Annotated in this window: 18 protein-coding genes; 14 read left to right on the plus strand and 4 right to left on the minus strand. The window is 74.4% G+C overall.

The window, feature by feature from the left end:
* Positions 1-323: 323 nt before the first annotated feature.
* The 6 genes from AXF14_RS08615 (at position 324) to ffh (ending at position 8,278) form a co-directional block, all read left to right on the plus strand.
* The gene (locus AXF14_RS08615; protein ID WP_211260073.1) at positions 324-692 is read left to right on the plus strand and encodes a hypothetical protein; all 369 of its coding nucleotides are present in this window, start codon (positions 324-326) and stop codon (positions 690-692) included.
* Positions 693-995: 303 nt separating this feature from the next.
* Entirely contained in the window at positions 996-2,150 is a 1,155-nt protein-coding gene (gene ftsY / locus AXF14_RS08620) for a signal recognition particle-docking protein FtsY (protein WP_067942530.1), read from the plus strand.
* 248 nt (positions 2,151-2,398) lie between these two features.
* Positions 2,399-3,718, plus strand: coding sequence for an ammonium transporter (locus AXF14_RS08625; protein ID WP_067942532.1), 1,320 nt, complete (start codon positions 2,399-2,401; stop codon positions 3,716-3,718).
* Positions 3,719-3,721: 3 nt separating this feature from the next.
* The gene (locus tag AXF14_RS08630; protein ID WP_067942534.1) at positions 3,722-4,060 is read left to right on the plus strand and encodes a P-II family nitrogen regulator; all 339 of its coding nucleotides are present in this window, start codon (positions 3,722-3,724) and stop codon (positions 4,058-4,060) included.
* Between the two features lie 64 nt (positions 4,061-4,124).
* Entirely contained in the window at positions 4,125-6,257 is a 2,133-nt protein-coding gene (locus AXF14_RS08635; protein ID WP_067942536.1) for a [protein-PII] uridylyltransferase family protein, read from the plus strand.
* Between the two features lie 329 nt (positions 6,258-6,586).
* Positions 6,587-8,278, plus strand: coding sequence for a signal recognition particle protein (gene ffh, locus AXF14_RS08640; protein ID WP_067942538.1), 1,692 nt, complete (start codon positions 6,587-6,589; stop codon positions 8,276-8,278).
* 129 nt (positions 8,279-8,407) lie between these two features.
* On the opposite strand, the gene AXF14_RS08645 is transcribed toward ffh, so the two are convergent.
* The 4 genes from AXF14_RS08645 to AXF14_RS08660 form a co-directional block, all read right to left on the minus strand.
* The gene (locus tag AXF14_RS08645; RefSeq protein WP_150118457.1) at positions 8,408-8,986 is read right to left on the minus strand and encodes a hypothetical protein; all 579 of its coding nucleotides are present in this window, start codon (positions 8,984-8,986) and stop codon (positions 8,408-8,410) included.
* Between the two features lie 128 nt (positions 8,987-9,114).
* Positions 9,115-9,855, minus strand: coding sequence for a hypothetical protein (locus AXF14_RS08650; protein ID WP_067942542.1), 741 nt, complete (start codon positions 9,853-9,855; stop codon positions 9,115-9,117).
* A 1-nt stretch (position 9,856) separates the two neighbouring features.
* The gene (locus AXF14_RS08655) at positions 9,857-10,654 is read right to left on the minus strand and encodes an ATP-binding cassette domain-containing protein (RefSeq protein ID WP_084355473.1); all 798 of its coding nucleotides are present in this window, start codon (positions 10,652-10,654) and stop codon (positions 9,857-9,859) included.
* A 16-nt stretch (positions 10,655-10,670) separates the two neighbouring features.
* On the minus strand, positions 10,671-11,066 hold the full coding sequence (locus AXF14_RS08660; protein WP_067942544.1) for a GntR family transcriptional regulator: 396 nt from the start codon (positions 11,064-11,066) through the stop codon (positions 10,671-10,673).
* Positions 11,067-11,380: 314 nt separating this feature from the next.
* Between AXF14_RS08660 and rpsP the strand changes: the two genes are divergently transcribed.
* The 8 genes from rpsP to AXF14_RS08700 all read left to right on the plus strand — a co-directional run bounded on the left by rpsP (position 11,381) and on the right by AXF14_RS08700 (position 18,244).
* The gene (gene rpsP / locus AXF14_RS08665) at positions 11,381-11,866 is read left to right on the plus strand and encodes a 30S ribosomal protein S16 (protein ID WP_067942546.1); all 486 of its coding nucleotides are present in this window, start codon (positions 11,381-11,383) and stop codon (positions 11,864-11,866) included.
* Positions 11,867-11,868: 2 nt separating this feature from the next.
* Positions 11,869-12,105 carry an RNA-binding protein gene (locus tag AXF14_RS08670; protein WP_067942548.1) on the plus strand — a complete coding sequence of 79 codons (237 nt, stop codon included), beginning with the start codon at positions 11,869-11,871 and terminating at the stop codon, positions 12,103-12,105.
* Between the two features lie 197 nt (positions 12,106-12,302).
* Positions 12,303-12,872, plus strand: a complete 570-nt coding sequence (rimM, locus tag AXF14_RS08675; RefSeq protein ID WP_067942550.1) for a ribosome maturation factor RimM — start codon at positions 12,303-12,305, stop codon at positions 12,870-12,872.
* Positions 12,873-12,916: 44 nt separating this feature from the next.
* A complete protein-coding gene (trmD, locus tag AXF14_RS08680; protein WP_067944249.1) occupies positions 12,917-14,374 on the plus strand; it encodes a tRNA (guanosine(37)-N1)-methyltransferase TrmD in 1,458 nt (485 codons plus the stop codon).
* Positions 14,371-15,231 carry a signal peptidase I gene (gene lepB, locus AXF14_RS08685; RefSeq protein ID WP_236755436.1) on the plus strand — a complete coding sequence of 287 codons (861 nt, stop codon included), beginning with the start codon at positions 14,371-14,373 and terminating at the stop codon, positions 15,229-15,231. The genes trmD and lepB (AXF14_RS08685) overlap by 4 nt, the downstream gene beginning before the upstream one ends.
* Before the next feature lie 276 nt (positions 15,232-15,507).
* A complete protein-coding gene (gene rplS / locus AXF14_RS08690; protein WP_067942552.1) occupies positions 15,508-15,858 on the plus strand; it encodes a 50S ribosomal protein L19 in 351 nt (116 codons plus the stop codon).
* Between the two features lie 227 nt (positions 15,859-16,085).
* Positions 16,086-17,510 carry a signal peptidase I gene (gene lepB, locus AXF14_RS08695; protein WP_067942554.1) on the plus strand — a complete coding sequence of 475 codons (1,425 nt, stop codon included), beginning with the start codon at positions 16,086-16,088 and terminating at the stop codon, positions 17,508-17,510.
* Positions 17,507-18,244 (plus strand): ribonuclease HII, encoded by a 738-nt coding sequence (locus tag AXF14_RS08700; RefSeq protein ID WP_067942556.1) that lies wholly within the window; start codon positions 17,507-17,509, stop codon positions 18,242-18,244. Before lepB (AXF14_RS08695) ends, AXF14_RS08700 begins: the two co-directional genes overlap by 4 nt.
* Positions 18,245-18,298 lie beyond the last annotated feature (54 nt).

Here is an 18,298-nt window from a genome sequence, read left to right on the forward strand (position 1 = left end):
CTTCGAGTGGGGACGGGCGGGCGACCCGAGCACCGGCCTCTGGATGCTCGCCCACCCGCTCCGCGTGGCGCGAGCGCGCGGCGCGGCCGCCTTCTCCGACGAGCTCGCGTGGTGGGCCCGGCAGCCGGAGCCGCGGCCGGTCGGGGAGCGCCGCCGGACGTCCCGTCTCTCGCACCGTGCCCGGTGCACCCGCCCGGCCCGCCGCGGCCTGCGGATCCGAGGCGATCGACGTCGTTAACACGTGACGAAGGCCCGGGTCACGGTTGTGGAACACGGCGCGTCCCTGTGCGCAACCGGGGAGCCAGCGAGGGACAATGCCTGCCATGGGTGCCATGATCCTTCCCCTCATCGTCGTCATGCTCGCCGGCGTCGCCGTCATCGGCGCCGTCATCGCCGAGCGCTACCCCGTCTCGACCTGGCGCGAGCGCCTCGCCGAGTTCCGCGCCGCGTCGCGCCGCGAGGACCGCGAGCGCGTCAAGTTCGTCTCCGAGGACGTCCGCCTCGACCAGCTCTGGGTCGAGGACGACTCCTCCGCCTACACGGGCACCGACCGCTTCGAGGGCCTCGTCGGCGCCGTCGAGCGCACCATGGACTCCGCCGAGTCCCGCGCGGCCTCGATGCGCCGCAGCCGCGACTCCCGCGGCGGCCGCAAGGCCGAGTCCCGCGCCGCCGAGGAGGCCACCGCCCACTGACGCCCGGCGTCCGCGCGGCGCCGCCGGCGAGCACCCGGCCGCGAGGCCCCGAGCCCGCCCCACGAGGACGTTGGGTGGGCTTCGTGCGTCCCCGTCCGACACCCGGCCCCGCGCGCCGGCCGCTTGCCCCGACCGCCCTGCCCCGACTGCCCCGGCCGCCCTTCCCGGCCGGGGACTCGTCGTCCCCGGCTGCGCTCCCCACGGCTCCCCACGGCTCCTCCCTGACGCGGCGCGCGGGACGGGCCTCGCCCGCGGGACCGGACGGCCTGCCGTCGCCCGCCGACCATCGGGCATGATGGGGTCATGGAGACCCCGCTCATCGTCCTGGCCGTCGTCGTCGTGCTCGCCCTCGTGGGCGGCCTGTGGTTCTACGCCGGCCGTCGGAAGGGCGACGTGCCCCCGGAGGTCGGTCCCCACCGCCCGACCAGCGCCGACGACGTCCTCCTCACCCCGCCCGACGAGCGCGAGGGCGAGACCGGCACCGCGACGGCGACCCTCGAGCGCCCCGAGTCGATCCCGGGCCGCATGCAGCGCCTGCGCGCCCGCCTCGCCGGTTCCGGCGGCTTCGGCAAGGCCGTCCTGTCCGTCATGTCCCGCGGCGACCTCACCGAGGCCGACTGGGAGGAGATCGAGGACACCCTCCTCACCTCCGACCTCGGCCTCGAGGTGACCACCGAGCTCATGGACAACCTGCGCACCCAGGCCAAGGTCCTCGACACCACCGACCCCGGGGCCATCCGAGGCGTCCTGCGCGAGCAGCTCCTCGCCCTCGTCGACCCCACGATGGACCGCTCCCTCAACCTGACGCGTCCTGTTCCCGCCGAGTCCTGGAACGCCGCCGACGGCGCGCCGGCGGCCGCCGTGCTCATGGTCGGCGTCAACGGCACCGGCAAGACCACCACCTGCGGCAAGCTCGCCCGTGTCCTCGTCGCGCAGGACAAGACGGTCGTCATGGGCGCCGCCGACACCTTCCGCGCCGCCGCCGCCGAGCAGCTGACCACCTGGGGCGAGCGCGTCGGCGTCGACGTCGTCCGCTCCGACCGCGAGGGTGCTGACCCCGCCTCCGTCGCCTACGACGCCGCCCGGGAGGCCTCCCGCACCGGCGTCGACGTCGTCCTCGTCGACACCGCCGGCCGCCTGCAGAACAAGGCCGGCCTCATGGACGAGCTCGGCAAGATCAAGCGCGTCATGGAGAAGGTCGCCCCGGTGGGGGAGATCCTCCTCGTCCTGGACGCCACCACCGGCCAGAACGGCATGCGCCAGGCCCAGGTCTTCTCCGAGGCCGTCGGCGTCACCGGCATCGTCCTCACCAAGATGGACGGCACCGCCAAGGGCGGCATCGTCGTCACCGTGCAGCGCGAGCTCGGTGTCCCCGTCAAGCTCGTGGGCCTGGGCGAGGGCGCCGACGACCTGGCCCCCTTCGACCCGGAGGGCTTCGTCGACGCCCTCCTGGCCTGAGCGCTCGGCTTACCGGCACCCCAGCGGCGCGCCACCGCGTCCGACCCGACGCGTCCCAGCATCTGAGCGGCCGAACACGCCCCGAACGCCGTCGAAACCTCGTGGACACCTCCGCAACAGGAGCGACACACGAGGGCCGCGGGCGACACGGGGGCGTCACACGGGCGACGCCCCCGCCTGACACGCGAGGCCTTCACTCTCCGTGTGCGCAGCCCAGCGCACCACCAGGACACACACGGAGATTCCCCATGGCCCTCGACACCGGAGCCACCGCCTGGATGCTCATCAGCGCCTCCCTGGTGCTGCTCATGACCGTCCCGGCGCTGGCGCTGTTCTACGGCGGCATGAGCCGCGGCAAGTCAGTCCTCAACATGATGATGATGTCCTTCGGCGCCACCGGCGTCGTCGGCGTCGTCTACGTCCTGTGGGGCTGGTCGATGTCCTACGGCGGCACCGACATCGGCGGTGTCTTCGCCAACCCCTTCACCCAGTTCGGGCTCCACGGCACCATCGCCGGAGCCTCCGGCAACTGGCCCATCGACTACTACGGCGTCCCCGTCATCGTCGGCGTCGCCTTCCAGATGACCTTCGCCATCATCACCGTCGCCCTCATCTCCGGCGCCATCGCCGACCGCACCCGCTTCGGCGCCTGGATGGCCTTCGTCCCGGTCTGGGCGACCCTGTCCTACTTCCCGATGGCCCACATGGTCTGGGGCGGCGGGGCCCTGTCCGCCGACGGCTGGTTCGGCGGCATCGCGGCACCGACCGACTTCGCGGGCGGCACGGTCGTCCACATCAACGCGGGCGTCGCCGGCTTCTTCCTCGCCGTCGCCATCGGCAAGCGCCGCGGCTTCGGCCGCGAGCCCATCCGCCCCCACAACATCCCCCTCACCATGATCGGCGCCGGCCTTCTCTGGTTCGGCTGGTTCGGCTTCAACGCCGGGTCCGCCTTCACCGCCGACGGCAACGCCGGACTCGCCTGGGTCAACACCTCCGCCGCGACCTGCGCCGCCATGCTCGGCTGGCTCCTGGTCGAGCGGATCCGCGACGGCCACGCCACCAGCCTCGGCGCCGCCTCCGGCGTCGTCGCCGGTCTCGTCGGCATCACCCCCGCCGCCGGCTCCGTCACCCCCGTCGGCGCCATCGTCCTCGGCGTCATCGTCGGCGCCCTGTGCGCCATGGCCGTCGGCCTCAAGTTCAGGCTCGGCTACGACGACTCCCTCGACGTCGTCGGCATCCACCTCGTCGGCGGCCTCACCGGCACCGTCCTCATCGGCTTCCTCTCCAAGGACACGGGTCTCCTCTACGGCCACGGCGGGGCCCAGCTCCTCGTCCAGGTGCTCGTCGCCCTCTGCGCCGTCGTCTTCTCCCTCGTCATGACCGCGATCTGCTGGTTCGTCGTCGAGAAGACCGTCGGCTGGCGCCTCAGCCCGGAGGCCGAGCTCCTCGGCGCCGACCAGTCGGAGCACTCCGAGAGCGCCTACGAGACCCTCACCGCGGGCCGCTTCTCCGGCGCGCCCCGCCCCGCTCCGGCCACCGCGGCCGCCCCGTCCAGCAAGGAGGCCTGAGCCATGAAGCTCATCACCGCCATCATCCAGCCCTACCAGCTCGAGGCCGTCTCCAACGCCCTCGAGGCCGCCGGGATCCGCGGCATCACGGTCTCCGAGGCGCAGGGCGCCGGCCGCCAGAAGGGCCACACCGAGGTCTACCGCGGCGCCGAGTACCGCGTCGACTACGTCCCCAAGGCCCGCATCGAGGTCGTCGTCGCCGACCCCGACGCCCCGGCCGCCGTCACCGCCATCGCCGACTCCGCCCGCACCGGGCACATCGGCGACGGGAAGATCTGGGTCACCCCCGTCGAGGACGTCGTCCGCGTCCGCACCGGGGAGACCGGGGAACGGGCCCTCTGACAAGGGCCGACAACCGCACCGGGTCACCTGAGCCCACCACCACGAGGGAAGTAAGGCCCGTCCGATGAGCATCCCGACCCGCCCCCTGAAGGCCACGGAGACCCAGGACGAGCCCGGCCCCCTCCTCTCACCCGCGCAGGCCGCCGCCCGCCACCCCCACCCGAGCACCTGGACCCCCAGGAGCGGGCGGGAGTGGCGGGCGGCGCTCGCCGCGGAGGTCGAGACGGGGCTGCGCGGGCTCTGGTCCGCTGCCACGACCGCCATGGGCCTCCAGGACCATCCCGACGCCGGTCCCCACGGCCCGCGCCCCGACGGCGCCGGCGGGAGCCGCGCCGGCGCCGACGTACCCACCCCCGGTCTCGCCCTGGCCTGCGTCGGCTCCCTCGCCCGGCGCGAGGCCGGCCCCGCCTCCGACCTCGACCTCGTCCTCCTCACCGACGGCCGCGCCGACTCCACCCTCCTGGCCGGCCTCGCCGAACGGCTCTGGTACCCGATCTGGGACGCCGGGGTGCAGCTCGACCACTCCGTGCGCACCGTCGCCGAGTGCCGCACCGTCGCCAGCCATGACCTCGCCGCCGCCCTCGGACTCCTCGACCTGAGGCACGTCGCCGGCGATGCCTCCCTCACCGAGCAGGCCGCCTCCGCCCTGCTCACAGACTGGCGCAGCGCCACCCGCAAGCGCCTGGCCGAGCTCGCCGAGGACGCCCGCGAGCGCGCCGAGGCCTTCGGCGAGCTCGCCGGTCTCCTCGAGCCCGACCTCAAGGAGACCCGCGGCGGCCTGCGCGACGCCGTCCTCGTCCGCGGCCTGGCCGCCTCCTCGCTCGCCGACCGGCCCCACGGCGAGTTCGACCGCGCCGTCGACGCCCTCCTCAACGTCCGCGACGCCCTCGCGCTCGCGACCGGCCGCTCCACCAACCGCCTCGTCCAGGCCGTCCAGGACGACGTCGCCGACGTTCTCGGCCTCGACGACGGCGCTGGGCCCGCCGAGTCAGCGGAGCAGGCCTCCTGCGCCGAGGACGAGGGCGGCGCCCCGGTGCTCGTCGTCGCCGACGGGGAGTCCGGGACCTCGGGCGGCGCGGACCTTCCCTGCCCCGGCCCTGAGGGCGGCACCGAGCACCTCGACGCGCGCGACCGCATGCTCACCGGCGCCTACGCCGCCTCCCGCGAGATCGCCGCCGCCCTCGACATGACGATGCGCTCGACCCTGCGCGCCGCCCGACCCGCCCGGCGCCCCCTCACGCTCGTCCGCTTCGGACGCCGCTCCGCCCCCGTCCTCGAGCGCCTCGACGAGGACGTCGTCGCCCACGGGGGAGAGGTCGCCCTCGCCGACCGCGCCGTCCCCGACGCCGACCCCGCCCTCCCGCTGCGCGTCGCGCTGGCCTCCGTCCGCTCGGGACAGCCGATCGCCACCGTCACCCGCGCCAGCCTGCGCCGCTGCCCGAGCCCGCGCGGTACGTGGTTCGACGAGCCCGCCGTCCGCGAGGACCGCGAGCGCACCGGCGGAGGGGCGGCGCGCGCCACGGGCAGCTCGACGATGCTCGGCAGGCTCGTCGAGCTCCTCGGCGCCGGCGACGAGCTGGTCCGCGTCTGGGAGGACCTCGACCGCGCCGGCCTGCCCGTGCGCTGGTTCCCCGGCTGGTGCGCCGTCCTCAACCGCCCCCAGCACAACCCCCTCCACCTCTACACGGTCGACCGGCACATGGTGCGCACGGCCGCCGTCGCCGGCCGCCTCCTCGGCGACGACGGCGGGGCGCGGGTCCTCGACCCCCTCGGTCTGCCGGGCCTCGATGCCGCGGCGGGCTCGCGCGACCGCACGACGCTGCTCGTCACCGCCCTCCTCCACGACCTCGGCAAGGTCCCCGGGGTGGTCGGCGAGGCGCACGCCGCCGCCGGCGCCGAGCGCGTCCCCGCGGTCCTCGACGTCCTCGGGGTCTCCGGCGCGGAGGCCGAGGAGATCGTGCTGCTCGTGCGCGAGCACCTCCTGCTCGGGGCGGCCGCGTCCAAGGCGCCCGGGGACGCGGGCGTCGTCGAGGCCGCCCTTGAGGCGCTCGGAGAGGGCGGTCGGGCGCGGCGCCGCCTCGCGCTGCTGCGCCTGCTCACGGAGGCCGACTCGCGCGCAGCCGGACCGCGCGCGTGGACGAGCGTGCGCGCCGGCGTCGTCGACCGGGCCACCGCGGCGCTGGCCGCGGAGCTCTGAGCCGGGCCGCGCGCCCACCCTCGGCCCCGTCGGCCGGCCCCGTCGCACAGAGGGCGACATCCTCGGCAGCGGCAGACGCCGTCGGTGTCGTCCTGTGCCGAGGATGTCTGCTTCTGCGGACGGCAGCCTCCGCCGGCCCACCACCGCGGTCCACGTGAGGGCCCGCACGTCCCCCTGACGGGGAGGTACGGGCCCTCACCGCTATCCTGGGGCGAGCTGCGCCCGGGCGGTCCTCGCCGTCCCCGGGCCCGGGTGCCCGTCGGGCGTCCGCCACCACCTCCGCAACCTCAGCCCCACCGGCGCCCACGGCGCCCCAGGAAGGACACCGCGTGTTCGGCAACCTCTCCGACCGGCTCACCGCCTCGTTCAAGTCCCTGCGCGGCAAGGGCCGCCTCACGGACGCCGACATCGACGAGACCGTCTCCGAGATCCGCCGCGCCCTCCTCGAGGCCGACGTCGCCCTCCCGGTGGTCCGCTCCTTCACCGCCGCCGTGCGGGAGAAGGCCAAGGACGCCGCCCGCTCACAGGCGCTCAACCCGGCCCAGCAGATCGTCAAGATCGTCAACGAAGAGCTCATCGAGATCCTCGGCGGTGAGACCCGCGACCTCAACTGGGCCGACCGCGGCCCCACGATCATCATGCTCGCCGGCCTCCAGGGCGCCGGTAAGACCACCCTGGCCGGGAAGCTCGGCCACTGGCTCAAGGAGGACGGCAAGCGCGTCCTCCTCGTCGCCTCCGACCTCCAGCGCCCCAACGCCGTCACCCAGCTGAGCGTCGTCGCCGAGCGCGCCGGCGTCGACGTGTGGGCCCCCGAGCCCGGCAACGGCGTGGGCGACCCGGTCCACGTCGCCCGCACCGGCGTCGAGCAGGCCCGCACGCACGGTTACGACGTCGTCGTCGTCGACACCGCCGGCCGTCTCGGCGTCGACGCCGAGATGATGGACCAGGCGATCCGCATCCGCGACGCCGTCCAGCCCCATGAGGTCCTCTTCGTCCTTGACGCGATGGTCGGTCAGGACGCCGTCAACACCTCCGTCGCCTTCCGCGACGGCGTCGGCTTCACCGGCGTGGTCCTGTCCAAGCTCGACGGCGACGCCCGAGGCGGCGCGGCCCTGTCCGTCCGCGGCGTCACCGGCGCACCGGTCCTCTTCTCCTCCACCGGTGAGGGCCTGGACGACTTCGAGCGCTTCCACGCCGACCGCATGGCCTCCCGCATCCTCGACATGGGTGACCTCCTCACCCTCATCGAGCAGGCGGAGAAGACCTTCGACCAGGCCGAAGCCGAGGACGCCGCCGCCCGCATGGCGCGCGGCGAGTTCACCCTCGACGACTTCCTCAGCCAGCTGCGCCAGATCCGCAAGATGGGCTCGATGAAGAAGCTCCTCGGCATGATGCCGGGCATGGGGCAGATGCGCGAGGCCATCGAGAACTTCGACGAGCGCGAGGTCGACCGCGTCGAGGCCATCGTCTGCTCGATGACCCCGGCCGAGCGCAAGGACCTCTCCATCCTCAACGGTTCGCGCCGCCAGCGCATCGCCAAGGGATCCGGTAACACCGTCCAGGCCGTCAACGAGCTCGTCGAGCGCTTCGAGCAGGCCAAGAAGATGATGGAGGCCATGAGCGCCTCCGGCTTCGGCGCCGGTGGCGCGGCCGGCGGCGTGCCCGGGATGGGTTCGCTGCCCGGCATGGGCAAGCGAGCCAAGGCCCGCCAGGCCCCCAAGGCCAAGAAGGGCAAGGGTGGTAAGAAGGGCAAGTCCGGCAACCCCGCGAAGGCCGCGCGCCAGGCCAAGGAGGCCGCGGCCGCCCGCGAGCAGCAGTCCTCCGCCCCCGCGGCCCCGGCCCAGCCTGCTGCGGGTTCCTCCTTCGGCATCGGTGGGGGTTCTCAGACCCCGGCCGCCGGCGGCTACGGCATCATGCCGGGTCAGGGGCAGCAGGCCGCCCCGGCGCTGCCCGCCGAGGACGAGGTCGCCGACGCGATGAACGCCCTCCCCGAGGACCTGCGTCGCCGACTTGGGCTCTGAGACCGGGTCATCTGACGCTCCACCACTGGGAGGGCTGAGCTCTCGACCCGGCGGTTCTGGCCCCGACCGGTACGGAATTCGTACCGGTCGGGGCCAGAACCGCCAGTTGGGGGAGATCGGCTGGGGGCTTCAGTCCGCCGGCTCCCAGAGGCGCAGCTCGCGGACCGCGAGGGTGACGGCGAGGATCGTGAGCGCGAGGCCCCGGAGCGGGAAGGCATCCCCCTCCAGCCACGGCCGCAGGACGAGCCAGGGTCCGTCGTCGGGGATGAGCGCGTCGACGAAGGCCCAGACGACGAAGGCGACGAGCGCCGTGCGCAGCCACCCCCACCGCTCGCTGGCTGTGCCCAGGAGGATCCCGGTCCACAGCAGGCCCGTGCCCGCGACGAGGACCTGGACGGCCTCGAGCAGGAGGTCCGAGGCGGTGACGGGCGCGTGCCACGGCCGGAGGTGGTCGATGGACCGGCCCAGCGCCCATACGACGAGGCAAAGGATGAGGACGCGCAGCGTGAGCAGAGCGGCCGCGCGCAGGCCCGTGCGGCGATTCGTACCGGCGAGGACTGCCGAGCAAAGGCGCCGGTGCACCCACAGGCCCAGGACGAGCGCCGCCGCGAGAGCGATAAGGACCATGTCGGGGGCGACGAGGGCGACGTGGTCGAGGTCGTGGTCGAGGAGTCCGCCGACGAGGGCGGCCGCAGCGACGAGAGCCACCGGTACGAGGATCCCGACGCAGGCCGGCAGGGTCATGGCGTTCGCGAGCCGGCCGGACACCGACGAGTGGCGGATCTGTGACGACCTGGGGGCACCGGCCGCCGACGGACGGGGCAGACTGAGGCCGCTCATCGTCCCGGCTCCCATCGCGTGATGAACCAGGTGAGGACGCCCGGCCCGACGAGCAACGCCCAGCCGAGGTGCGTGAGCCCCTCGCCGATCGGGATCGTGAGCAAGCCGATGCCCGGGAGCAACCACTGGAGGACGCCGAGCAGCCCCTGGTCCCCGAGGAGCGTGGGTGAACCGACGACGAGAGCCGCGAGGAGGACCAGGCTCGCCACGGTGGGATGCCCGCGCCACGTCGCTCGGGCGAGCACGCCCAGGACCTTGACCGCGAGGCAGGTGACGGCGTAGTCGAGGACCAGACCGGCGGGGCCGCCGGGCGCTGTGACGACGATGCCCGGAGTGCCCACTGCGGTCACCACGAGGATGGTCCCGGCAGGCAGCTGGAGGAGCACGAGGAGCCCGAGGCTGCCGAGCGCCGCACGCCGGACCGTGTGCCGCGAGACGCCGGCGTCGATCGCCCCTCGCAGGAGTCCCCAGCAGCCGGCGGCGCGCACGAGCCCGGCGAGCAGAGCGAGCTCCGCGAAGGCGCTCGCCGTCATCGTCACGTCCACCGCCTGGTGGGCGCGGGCGTCCAGGACGCCGTCGATCACGAGCGCGACGACCTCGATCACGAGGACGCCGAGGACGAACCACGCGCTCGTCGGGGCGAGGAGCCGGACGAGGCGGCTCGCCGTGATGGGCGCGCTGGCGCCTCGAGCGCTCGGCGTCGTGCTGGTGGGAGTGCTGTGGGTGAGAGCGCTCATCTCAGGCTCCCTTCGCGGAGTAGTGCTCGAGGACGTCGGTGAGGTCGGCCAGCGGCGCGCCGGGCGGGGTGCAGGCGGCGCGGAGGTCGTCGGCGGATCCCGCCGCGCCCACCGTCCCTCCGGTCAGGATGACGACGTCCTCGACGAGGTTCGCGATCTCCTCGACCTCGTGCGCCGCGATGACGACGGTGCCCTGCTCGGCGGCGTACTGCGCGAGCAGCGCGTCCCAGAAGCGGCGCCGCACGACGGCGTCCATGCCGAGGTGGACCTCGTCGAGGAGCAGCACGGGGGAGTGGGAGGCCAGGGCGAAGGCCGCATCGACGGCGGAGCGCTGCCCCTGTGACAGGCGCCGTGGCACGCAGTCGACGTCCACCTCGAAGAGCTCGAGGTAGCGGGCCAGGTCCCTCGAGGACCACAGGGGCCGGGTGGTGCGCCACAGTGCGATGGAGTCCGTGAGCCGGTTGTTCTCGAGCAGGCAGCGGCGCGTGCCCAGCAGCGCGACGGCGGCGCGCGGCCCTGGCTCGTCCCACACCTCCTGGCCGTCCAGGAGGACGCGGCCGGCACCCGGGCGGCGCAGCCCGGCGAGGAGGCCGAGGAGCGTCGACTTGCCGGAGCCGTTGCGGCCGAGGAGACCGGTCACGGTGCCGCCACGCAGGGTGAGGGAGACGTCGTGGAGCTCCCAGGCTGTGTGGCCGCCGAGCGGGCGACGGTAGCGGTAGCCGAGCGACTCGGCGACCAGGGCGGGCCCGGTGGACGAGCCGCCCTGGAGCCGGGTGGCGTCGAAGAGGTCGGTGCTCATGACTGCTCCTTCGCGGTCAGGGGAGGTCAGGGGTGTCGGGTGACTGGGACCGGAGGTGCTCTGCGGCCGCGGCGAGCAGCGCCTCGGCGTCGATCCCGAGGGCGAGACCGGCGTCGAGGGCGGGGCCCAGGACCTCGTCGGCGTAGGCGACACGGCGCTGTGCGACGAGGCGCTCGCGGGCGCCGTCGGCGACGAACATGCCGATGCCGCGCTGCTTGACGACGAGGCCCTCGTCGACGAGGAGGGCGACGGCCTTGTTCGCGGTGGCCGGGTTGATCCGGTAGCGGGTGGCGTACTCGGTGGTGGAGGTGAGGCGGTCGCCGTCGTCGAGGACGCCGGTGACGATCTGGTCGCGGACCTCGTCGGCGATCTGGAGGTAGATCGGGGTCGCGTCGTCGAAACTGCGGGCCACGGTGCACCTCCTGGCGTGCGTCCTGCGCGGCCGGGCCGGCTCCGCAGACGGGGTTAGTTACTCGACTAATGAACCACTTAACCTCTCGGCCGTCAAGCGCCTCCTGTGAGCGATCTCGCGGCCTCCTCCGCGTCACTCGCCCGTCATCCGGTGGCCAGGCGCCAGCGCCGTCTGGCAGAATCGCCTGCTGTACTCGGACGAGCGAGGGCCCCTCTCCCCGACCCCGTCCTAGTCTCGGCACCCGCCGGACACCGTTGCTTGACCCCACCGGGGGCCGGCGCGCGCCAAACCATCAGAACCAGGAGTTCACACAAGTGGCAGTCAAGATTCGCCTCAAGCGCATGGGCAAGAAGTTCGCGCCCTTCTACCGCGTCGTCGTCCTCGACGGTCGCAAGAAGCGCGACGGCCGTGTCATCGAGGAGATCGGCGTCTACGACCCGATGCAGGAGCCCTCGCTCATCCGCATCGACTCGGAGCGCGTGAAGTACTGGCTCGGAGTCGGCGCCCAGCCCTCCGACACGGTCTTCAACCTGCTCAAGATCACCGGCGACTACCAGTCCTTCAAGGGCATCAAGGGCGCCGAGGGCACGCAGAAGTTCCGCGACCCCGAGGCCGAGGCCGCCGCCAAGGCCGACCGCATCAAGGCCCTCGCCGACGACGCTGAGAAGCGCAAGGCCGCCGCCGCGGAGGACAAGGCCAAGGCCGAGAAGGAGGCCGCTGAGGCCGCCGCCGCCGAGGCCAAGGCCGCTGAGGAGGCCGCCTCCGAGGAGACCGCCGAGGCTCCGGCCGAGGAGGCCTGATCATGCTGGCCGACGCTCTCGAGCACCTCGTGCGGGGCATCGTCGACAACCCCGACGACGTCACCGTCACCTCCCGGTCGCTGCGCCGCGGCGACCTGCTCGAGGTTCGGGTCAACCCCGAGGACCTCGGTCGCGTCATCGGTCGCTCCGGCCGCACCGCCCGCGCCCTGCGCACGGTCGTCGGAGCACTCGCCGCCTCCCCGGTCCGCGTCGACGTCGTCGACACCGACCGCCGGTGAGCAGCTGATCGCCAGATCGCAGCAGTCAACCGACTGAGCCGTCGCCCGGCTCCCCGTCACGGGGAGCCGGGCGACGCGCGTTCCCGGGCGGGCGCCGTCGGGGCGCCGGGCCCATGCCCCATTCGGCCCACCGTCGGTGCGAGGAAGCGCTCACCCGCGCGCCCGGGGCTCCCGGCCCGCCACGGTAGGTTGGTTCCGTGCTCCTCACCGTCGCCGTCATCGGCCCCGCCCACGCCCTCAAGGGCGAGGTCCGCCTCGAGATCCGCACCGACGACCCCGACGGGCGCCTCGCCCCCGGCACCGTCCTGCCGACCGAGCCCGCCGAGCGAGGCCCCCTCACCGTCTCCCGCCTCCGCTTCGACGGCCAGCGCTGGTTCGCCGCCTTCGAGGAGGCCCCCGACCGCACGGCCGCCGAGGCCCTGCGCGGCACCGCCCTCCTCGTCGACACCGACTCCGAGGAGGGCGACGACGAGGACGAGGAGTCCTGGTACCTCCACGAGCTCGTCGGCCTCACCGCCGTCCTCGCCCGCGACGGCGCCGGAGCCGAGGGCACTGCGGCCGCGACTGTCCTCGGTGAGGTCGTCGACCTCGAGGAGGGCGTCGCCCAGGACCGCCTCGTCGTCCGCACCCCCGACGGCGAGGAGATCGCCGTCCCCTTCGTCGAGGAGATCGTCCCCGAGATCGACGCCGAGGCCGGCACCGTCGTCATCGACCCGCCCGGCGGGCTCTTCCCCGGCCTCGGCGAGGCCGAGGAGGTGCGCGAGTGACCGCGTCCACCGCCGCCCCGGCCCGCGCGAGCCGCCCCGACCCCCTGCGCCTCGACGTCGTCACCATCTTCCCGGACTACCTGCGCGTCCTGGACCTCTCCCTCATCGGGAAGGCCACCGCCGACGGCCTCATCGACCTGCGCGTCCACGACCTGCGCGACTGGACCCACGACCGCCACCGCACCGTCGACGACACCCCGCTCGGCGGGGGAGCGGGCATGGTCATGAAGCCCGACGTGTGGGGCGAGGCCCTCGACGAGGTCCTCGACCTGCCCGCCGACGCCGCCGAGGCCCGCGCCGCCCTCGACCGACGCGCCGGCCATCCCGTGCTGATCGTCCCCACCCCCTCCGGGCGGGTCTTCACCCAGCGCGTCGCCGAGCGCCTCGCCGGCGCCTCCCAGATCGCCTTCGCGTGCGGCCGCTACGAGGGCATCGACGACCGCGTCGCCCACCACTACCGCGACGCCGGCGTCGAGGTCCTCGAGCTGTCCATCGGCGACTACGTCCTCAACGGCGGCGAGGTCGCCTCCCTCGTCATGATCGAGGCCGTCGCCCGCCTGCGGCCGGGCGTCCTCGGCAACCCCGAGTCCGTCGTCGAGGAGTCCCACTCCACCGAGGGGCTTCTCGAGCACCCCGCCTACACGCGCCCCATCGCCTGGCGCGGCCTCGACGTCACCGACCTCGCTCCGGGCCTCACCGGCGGCGACCACGGCGCCGTCGCCCGCACCCGCCGCGACGAGGCCATCGCACGCACCGCCGCCCGACGTCCCGACATGATCGAGGCCCTCGACCCCGCCGGCCTCGACGCCGCCGACCGCGCCGCCCTCGCCCGGGGCGGCTGGGCCCTGCCCGCCGGCGCCGAGCGCCCCGTGGAGCTCGTTCTTCGACCCGCCCTCCCCGAGGACGCCGACGCCGTCGCGGCGCTCGCCGCCCGGACCTTCCCCGACGCCTGCCCGCCCTTCCTCACCGACGAGCAGATCGCCGCCCACGTCGCCGCCAACCTCACCCCGGAGCGCTTCGCCGCCTGGATCGCCGATCCGCGCGTCGTCGTCACGGTCGCCGAGCTGCCGGGCGGTCTGCCCGCCGGACCGGACGGCGAGGCCGTCGTCGCCGGCGAGCTCGTCGGCTACAGCGCCGTCGTCGCCGAGGTCCCCGACGCCGACGGCGCCCTGCCCGTCGGCCTGGACGAGCGCCCCGACGCCGTCGCCGTCCCCGCCGGGGCCGACGACGCCCCCGGCCTCGCCGCCGAGCTGTCCAAGGTCTACGTCGACTCCCGCCTGCGCTGCTCCGGCGTCGCCGCCGCCCTCCTCGCCGAGGCCGCCTGCGACGCCGAGGTCCTCGGCGTCACCGCCCTCTGGCTCGGCACCCACGAGGGCAACAAGCGCGCCCAGAAGGCCTACCGCCGCGCCGGCTTCCGCAAGCGCGGCACCCGCAGCTACCTCGTCGGCGGCAGGCGCTGCCGCGACGTCGTCATGGTCCTCGATCCGAGGGAGCGCCGGTGAGGGCCCGCGAGGCGAGCGCCGCCGACCGCGCCGCCCACGCCCGCGACGAGTCCCAGGAACCCGTCGGTCGCCACCGCTTCCACCTGCTCGGCGTCGTCATCGGCGTCCTCGTCCTCACGGCCCTCATCCGGACCTTCGTCGTCCAGACCTACGTCATCCCCTCGGGCTCCATGGAGGACACCCTCCTCGAGGGGGACCGCGTCGCCGTCACCATGTACGACTCGACCGACATCCACCGCGGCGACGTCATCGTCTTCCGAGACCCCGACAACTGGCTCTCCGTCACCGACCCGACCGGCTGGCGCGGCGCCCTCCAGGACGTCCTCATCGCCATCCGCATCCTCCCCGAGGACGCCGGCCACCACCTCATCAAGCGCGTCATCGGCATGCCCGGGGACCACGTCGTCTCCGACGGGAACGGCTCGCTCACGGTCAACGGCGTCGCCCTCGACGAGAGCTACGTCAAGGACGGCCGCTCCGCCTCGGACATCGCCTTCGACGTCACCGTCCCCGACGGCTGCGTCTGGGTCATGGGGGACAACCGCTCCAACTCGGCCGACTCCCGCTACCACCAGAACGACTCCCACGGCGGCGCCGTGCCGTTGAGCGACGTCGTCGGGGTCGCCAAGGAGATCGTCTGGCCCCTGAGCAGGATCTCCGGCCTCGAGTCCGGTGAGTCCGCCTTCGCTGACGTCCCCAGCGCCACCGCCACGAGCGGCTCCGGCGGCGCGGCGCCCTCCGAGGCCACGACCGCCGCGACCCTCGCCGGCGCACCGGCCCCGACCGCTGGGACCGAGTCCGTCGACCCGGCCGTCGCCCTCCCGGAGGGCCTGCGTCGCCTCTCGCCGGCCGCATGAGCGGCTGACGCCCCGAGCCGGGCGGGCAGGGGCGCCTCGCGCACGGCGTGAGGTCGCGCACTCCTGCCCCATGGGCGCTGAGCGCGGCGGCGGCCCTGTGGCAGACTGGTGCGGCCCACGGGCCTCGGACCGCCACTGCCACTGGGGAGGCGGCCCAACCGACGGATCCGCGGGCGGCATGATCCGGCGCAGCCTCCGCCTCCACGCCCCGGCGCGGACGGGCGCGGCGCCGCCTACCAAGCGCTTCTGACCAGTGGCAGCTGCGTGGAGAGAACAATGAGCAACCTGATCGACGAGATCAACGCCGCGTCCCTGCGCGACGACGTCCCGGCCTTCCGCCCCGGCGACACCCTCAAGGTCCACGTCCGCGTGGTCGAGGGCAACCGCGAGCGCGTCCAGGTCTTCCAGGGCGTCGTCATCGCCCGCCAGGGCGCCGGCCTGTCCGAGACCTTCACGGTCCGCAAGGTCTCCTTCGGCGTCGGTGTCGAGCGCACCTTCCCGGTCCACACGCCCACGATCGAGAAGATCGAGGTCGTCACCCGCGGTGACGTGCGTCGCGCCAAGCTGTACTACCTGCGCGACCTGCGCGGCAAGGCCGCCAAGATCAAGGAGCGTCGCGAGGACTGAGCGCACGCGCTCTGCGGCCGCCCCGACCGGGACGGCCACCTCGACGCCTCGACGTCACTCCACGGCGCCCAGGACCCCAGCGGTCCAGGGCGCCGTCGCGTGCTCCCTGCGGCGCGGCGGCCGGCCACCCGTGTCAAGGCCCGCCTCCGGTGAGGCGCACCGCGCTGACACGACGGCCCGACCGGGCTCCGGGCGGGTACTGTCGCCGACGACGGAGAGGGGGAGCGATGAGCACTGCCGACCGCCCGCGCGCGGGCGCCGACGGCGGCGATGACGCCGCTCCCGCCCGCGTCCCCGAGCCCGCGCCGGACCAGGCGATCGGGGCCTTCGAGGACGAGCCCCTCTCCGAGATCGTCGCGCTGCGCCGCGCGCCCGTCGAGGACGCCGACCTCGCCCTCATCAGTCCCTACCACGAGGACCCCGAGGTCCCCGAGGAGCCCGCCCTCGGGCGCACGGGGACGGGCGACGCGCACGTGCCGCTGCCCGACGACCTAGTCGACGACCCCGCCGATCCCGTGCTGGACGAGGTGCTCGTCCCGACCCCTCGCACCGACTCGGCCACCACCGGCGTCGGTCCTGCCACCCCCGCCGTCGTCGAGCCGGTCACGGCGCCGGCGCCCGTCCGCGAGAGCGCGATGACGGGCGAGGTCCCCGTCGTCGTCCCCGCCTCAGCGGGCGCGACGTCGGCCGGTGATCCCGCCGGGGCCGCGGCGTCCGCCGAGGCCCCCACGCCCGTCGTCGAGGAGAGCACCGCCGAGCCTGGCCTCGCCGCCCCCACGGACATCGACGCCGCCGGGCCGGTGAGCGAGGAGGGCGAGGAGCTGCTGCGCGTCGCCGAGACCCCGGACGTCGCCGTCCCCGTCGCGCCCGTCCGCCTGCCCCCGTCCTACCCGCCGGTCCACCGCCCCGAGCCGCTGCCCGTCCCGGCGCGGGCCGGCGAGGCACCGACAGCCGAGCGCGAGCCGCGCCGCTGGGGCGGCACGATCGGCGTCGTCCTCGTCGTCGTCCTCATCTCCGCGCTGCTCAAGACCTTCGTCGTCCAGACCTTCACCATCCCCTCCTCCTCCATGGAGACCACCCTCATGACGGGGGACCGCGTCGCCGTGAGCGTCTGGGACGCCGACGACGTGCAAAGAGGTGACATCGTCGTCTTCAAGGACCCCGACCACTGGCTCGACGTCGAGGACCCCACCGGCTTCCGCGGCTTCGTCCAGGACGCCCTCATCCTCATCCACCTCCTGCCCGAGGACTCCGGCCACCACCTCATCAAGCGCGTCATCGGCACCGCCGGCGACCACGTCGTCTCCGACGGCAGGGGCCGGATCACCGTCAACGGCGTCGCCGTTGACGAGACCTACGTCGAGAAGGGCGAGCTGCCCTCCGAGGTCGCCTTCGACGTCACCGTCCCCGACGGCTACCTGTGGGTCATGGGGGACAACCGCGCCAACTCCGCCGACTCCCGCTACCACCAGAACGACTCCCATCAGGGCTTCGTCCCGGTCGAGGACGTCGTCGGCGTCGCCCGCGACGTCATCTGGCCCGTCACGCAGTGGGCCGACGTCGACGACGGCACGAAGGTCTTCGACGACGTCCCGGCCCCCACCGGCAAGGCGCCCAGCCTCGCCACCCCGGCCGCGGAGGACGGCGCGTGAGCCCCGCCCGGATCCGCCCCGACCGCCTCGTCGAGACCGCGCTCCTCGACACCTACGAGCTCGTCGGCGGCATGGACGAGGTCGGTCGGGGGTCGCTCGCCGGCCCGGTGAGCGTCGGCCTCGCCGTCGTCTCCCGCGGTACGGCCGATGCCTTCCCGGAGGGACTGGCCGACTCCAAGCAGCTCACCCCGCGCCGCCGCAAGGCCCTCGTCGAGCCCTGCCGGGACTGGGTCCTCGACTCCGCCGTCGCCCACGCGAGCCCCGCCGAGATCGACGCCCTCGGCATCCTCGGAGCGCTGCGCCTCGCGGGACGCCGGGCGCTCGCCCAGGGCGCCTCCCGCGGGCACGCCCCCGGCGTCGTCATCCTCGACGGCTCCGCCGACTGGCTCACCGAGCCCGAGACCGACCTCCTCTCCGGCCTCGGCTCGCCCGCCGCCGAGCCCGTCACCGAGGGCCTCCTCTCCGGCGGCGTCCTGGCCGGTCCGGTGACCCCGCCCGTGCGCTTGGAGGTCAAGGGCGACGCCCGCTGCGCCGTCGTCGCGGCCGCCTCCGTCCTGGCGAAGGTCGAGCGCGACGCCCTCATGACCGCCCTGCCCGACCCCGGCTACGGCTGGGCCGGGAACAAGGGCTACGCCTCCGCCGCCCACGTCGACGGCCTCGCCCGCCTCGGGGCCTCCGACCAGCACCGCCGCTCCTGGCGCCTGCCCGGCCTCGACCGGTTCACCGCGGGCTGAGAGGCGCCGACAGGCCGCGGCACGGGTTTCGCGCCCGGGCGGGCCGCGGGCATG

Source organism: Actinomyces radicidentis, assembly GCF_001553565.1.
Taxonomy (GTDB): domain Bacteria; phylum Actinomycetota; class Actinomycetes; order Actinomycetales; family Actinomycetaceae; genus Actinomyces; species Actinomyces radicidentis.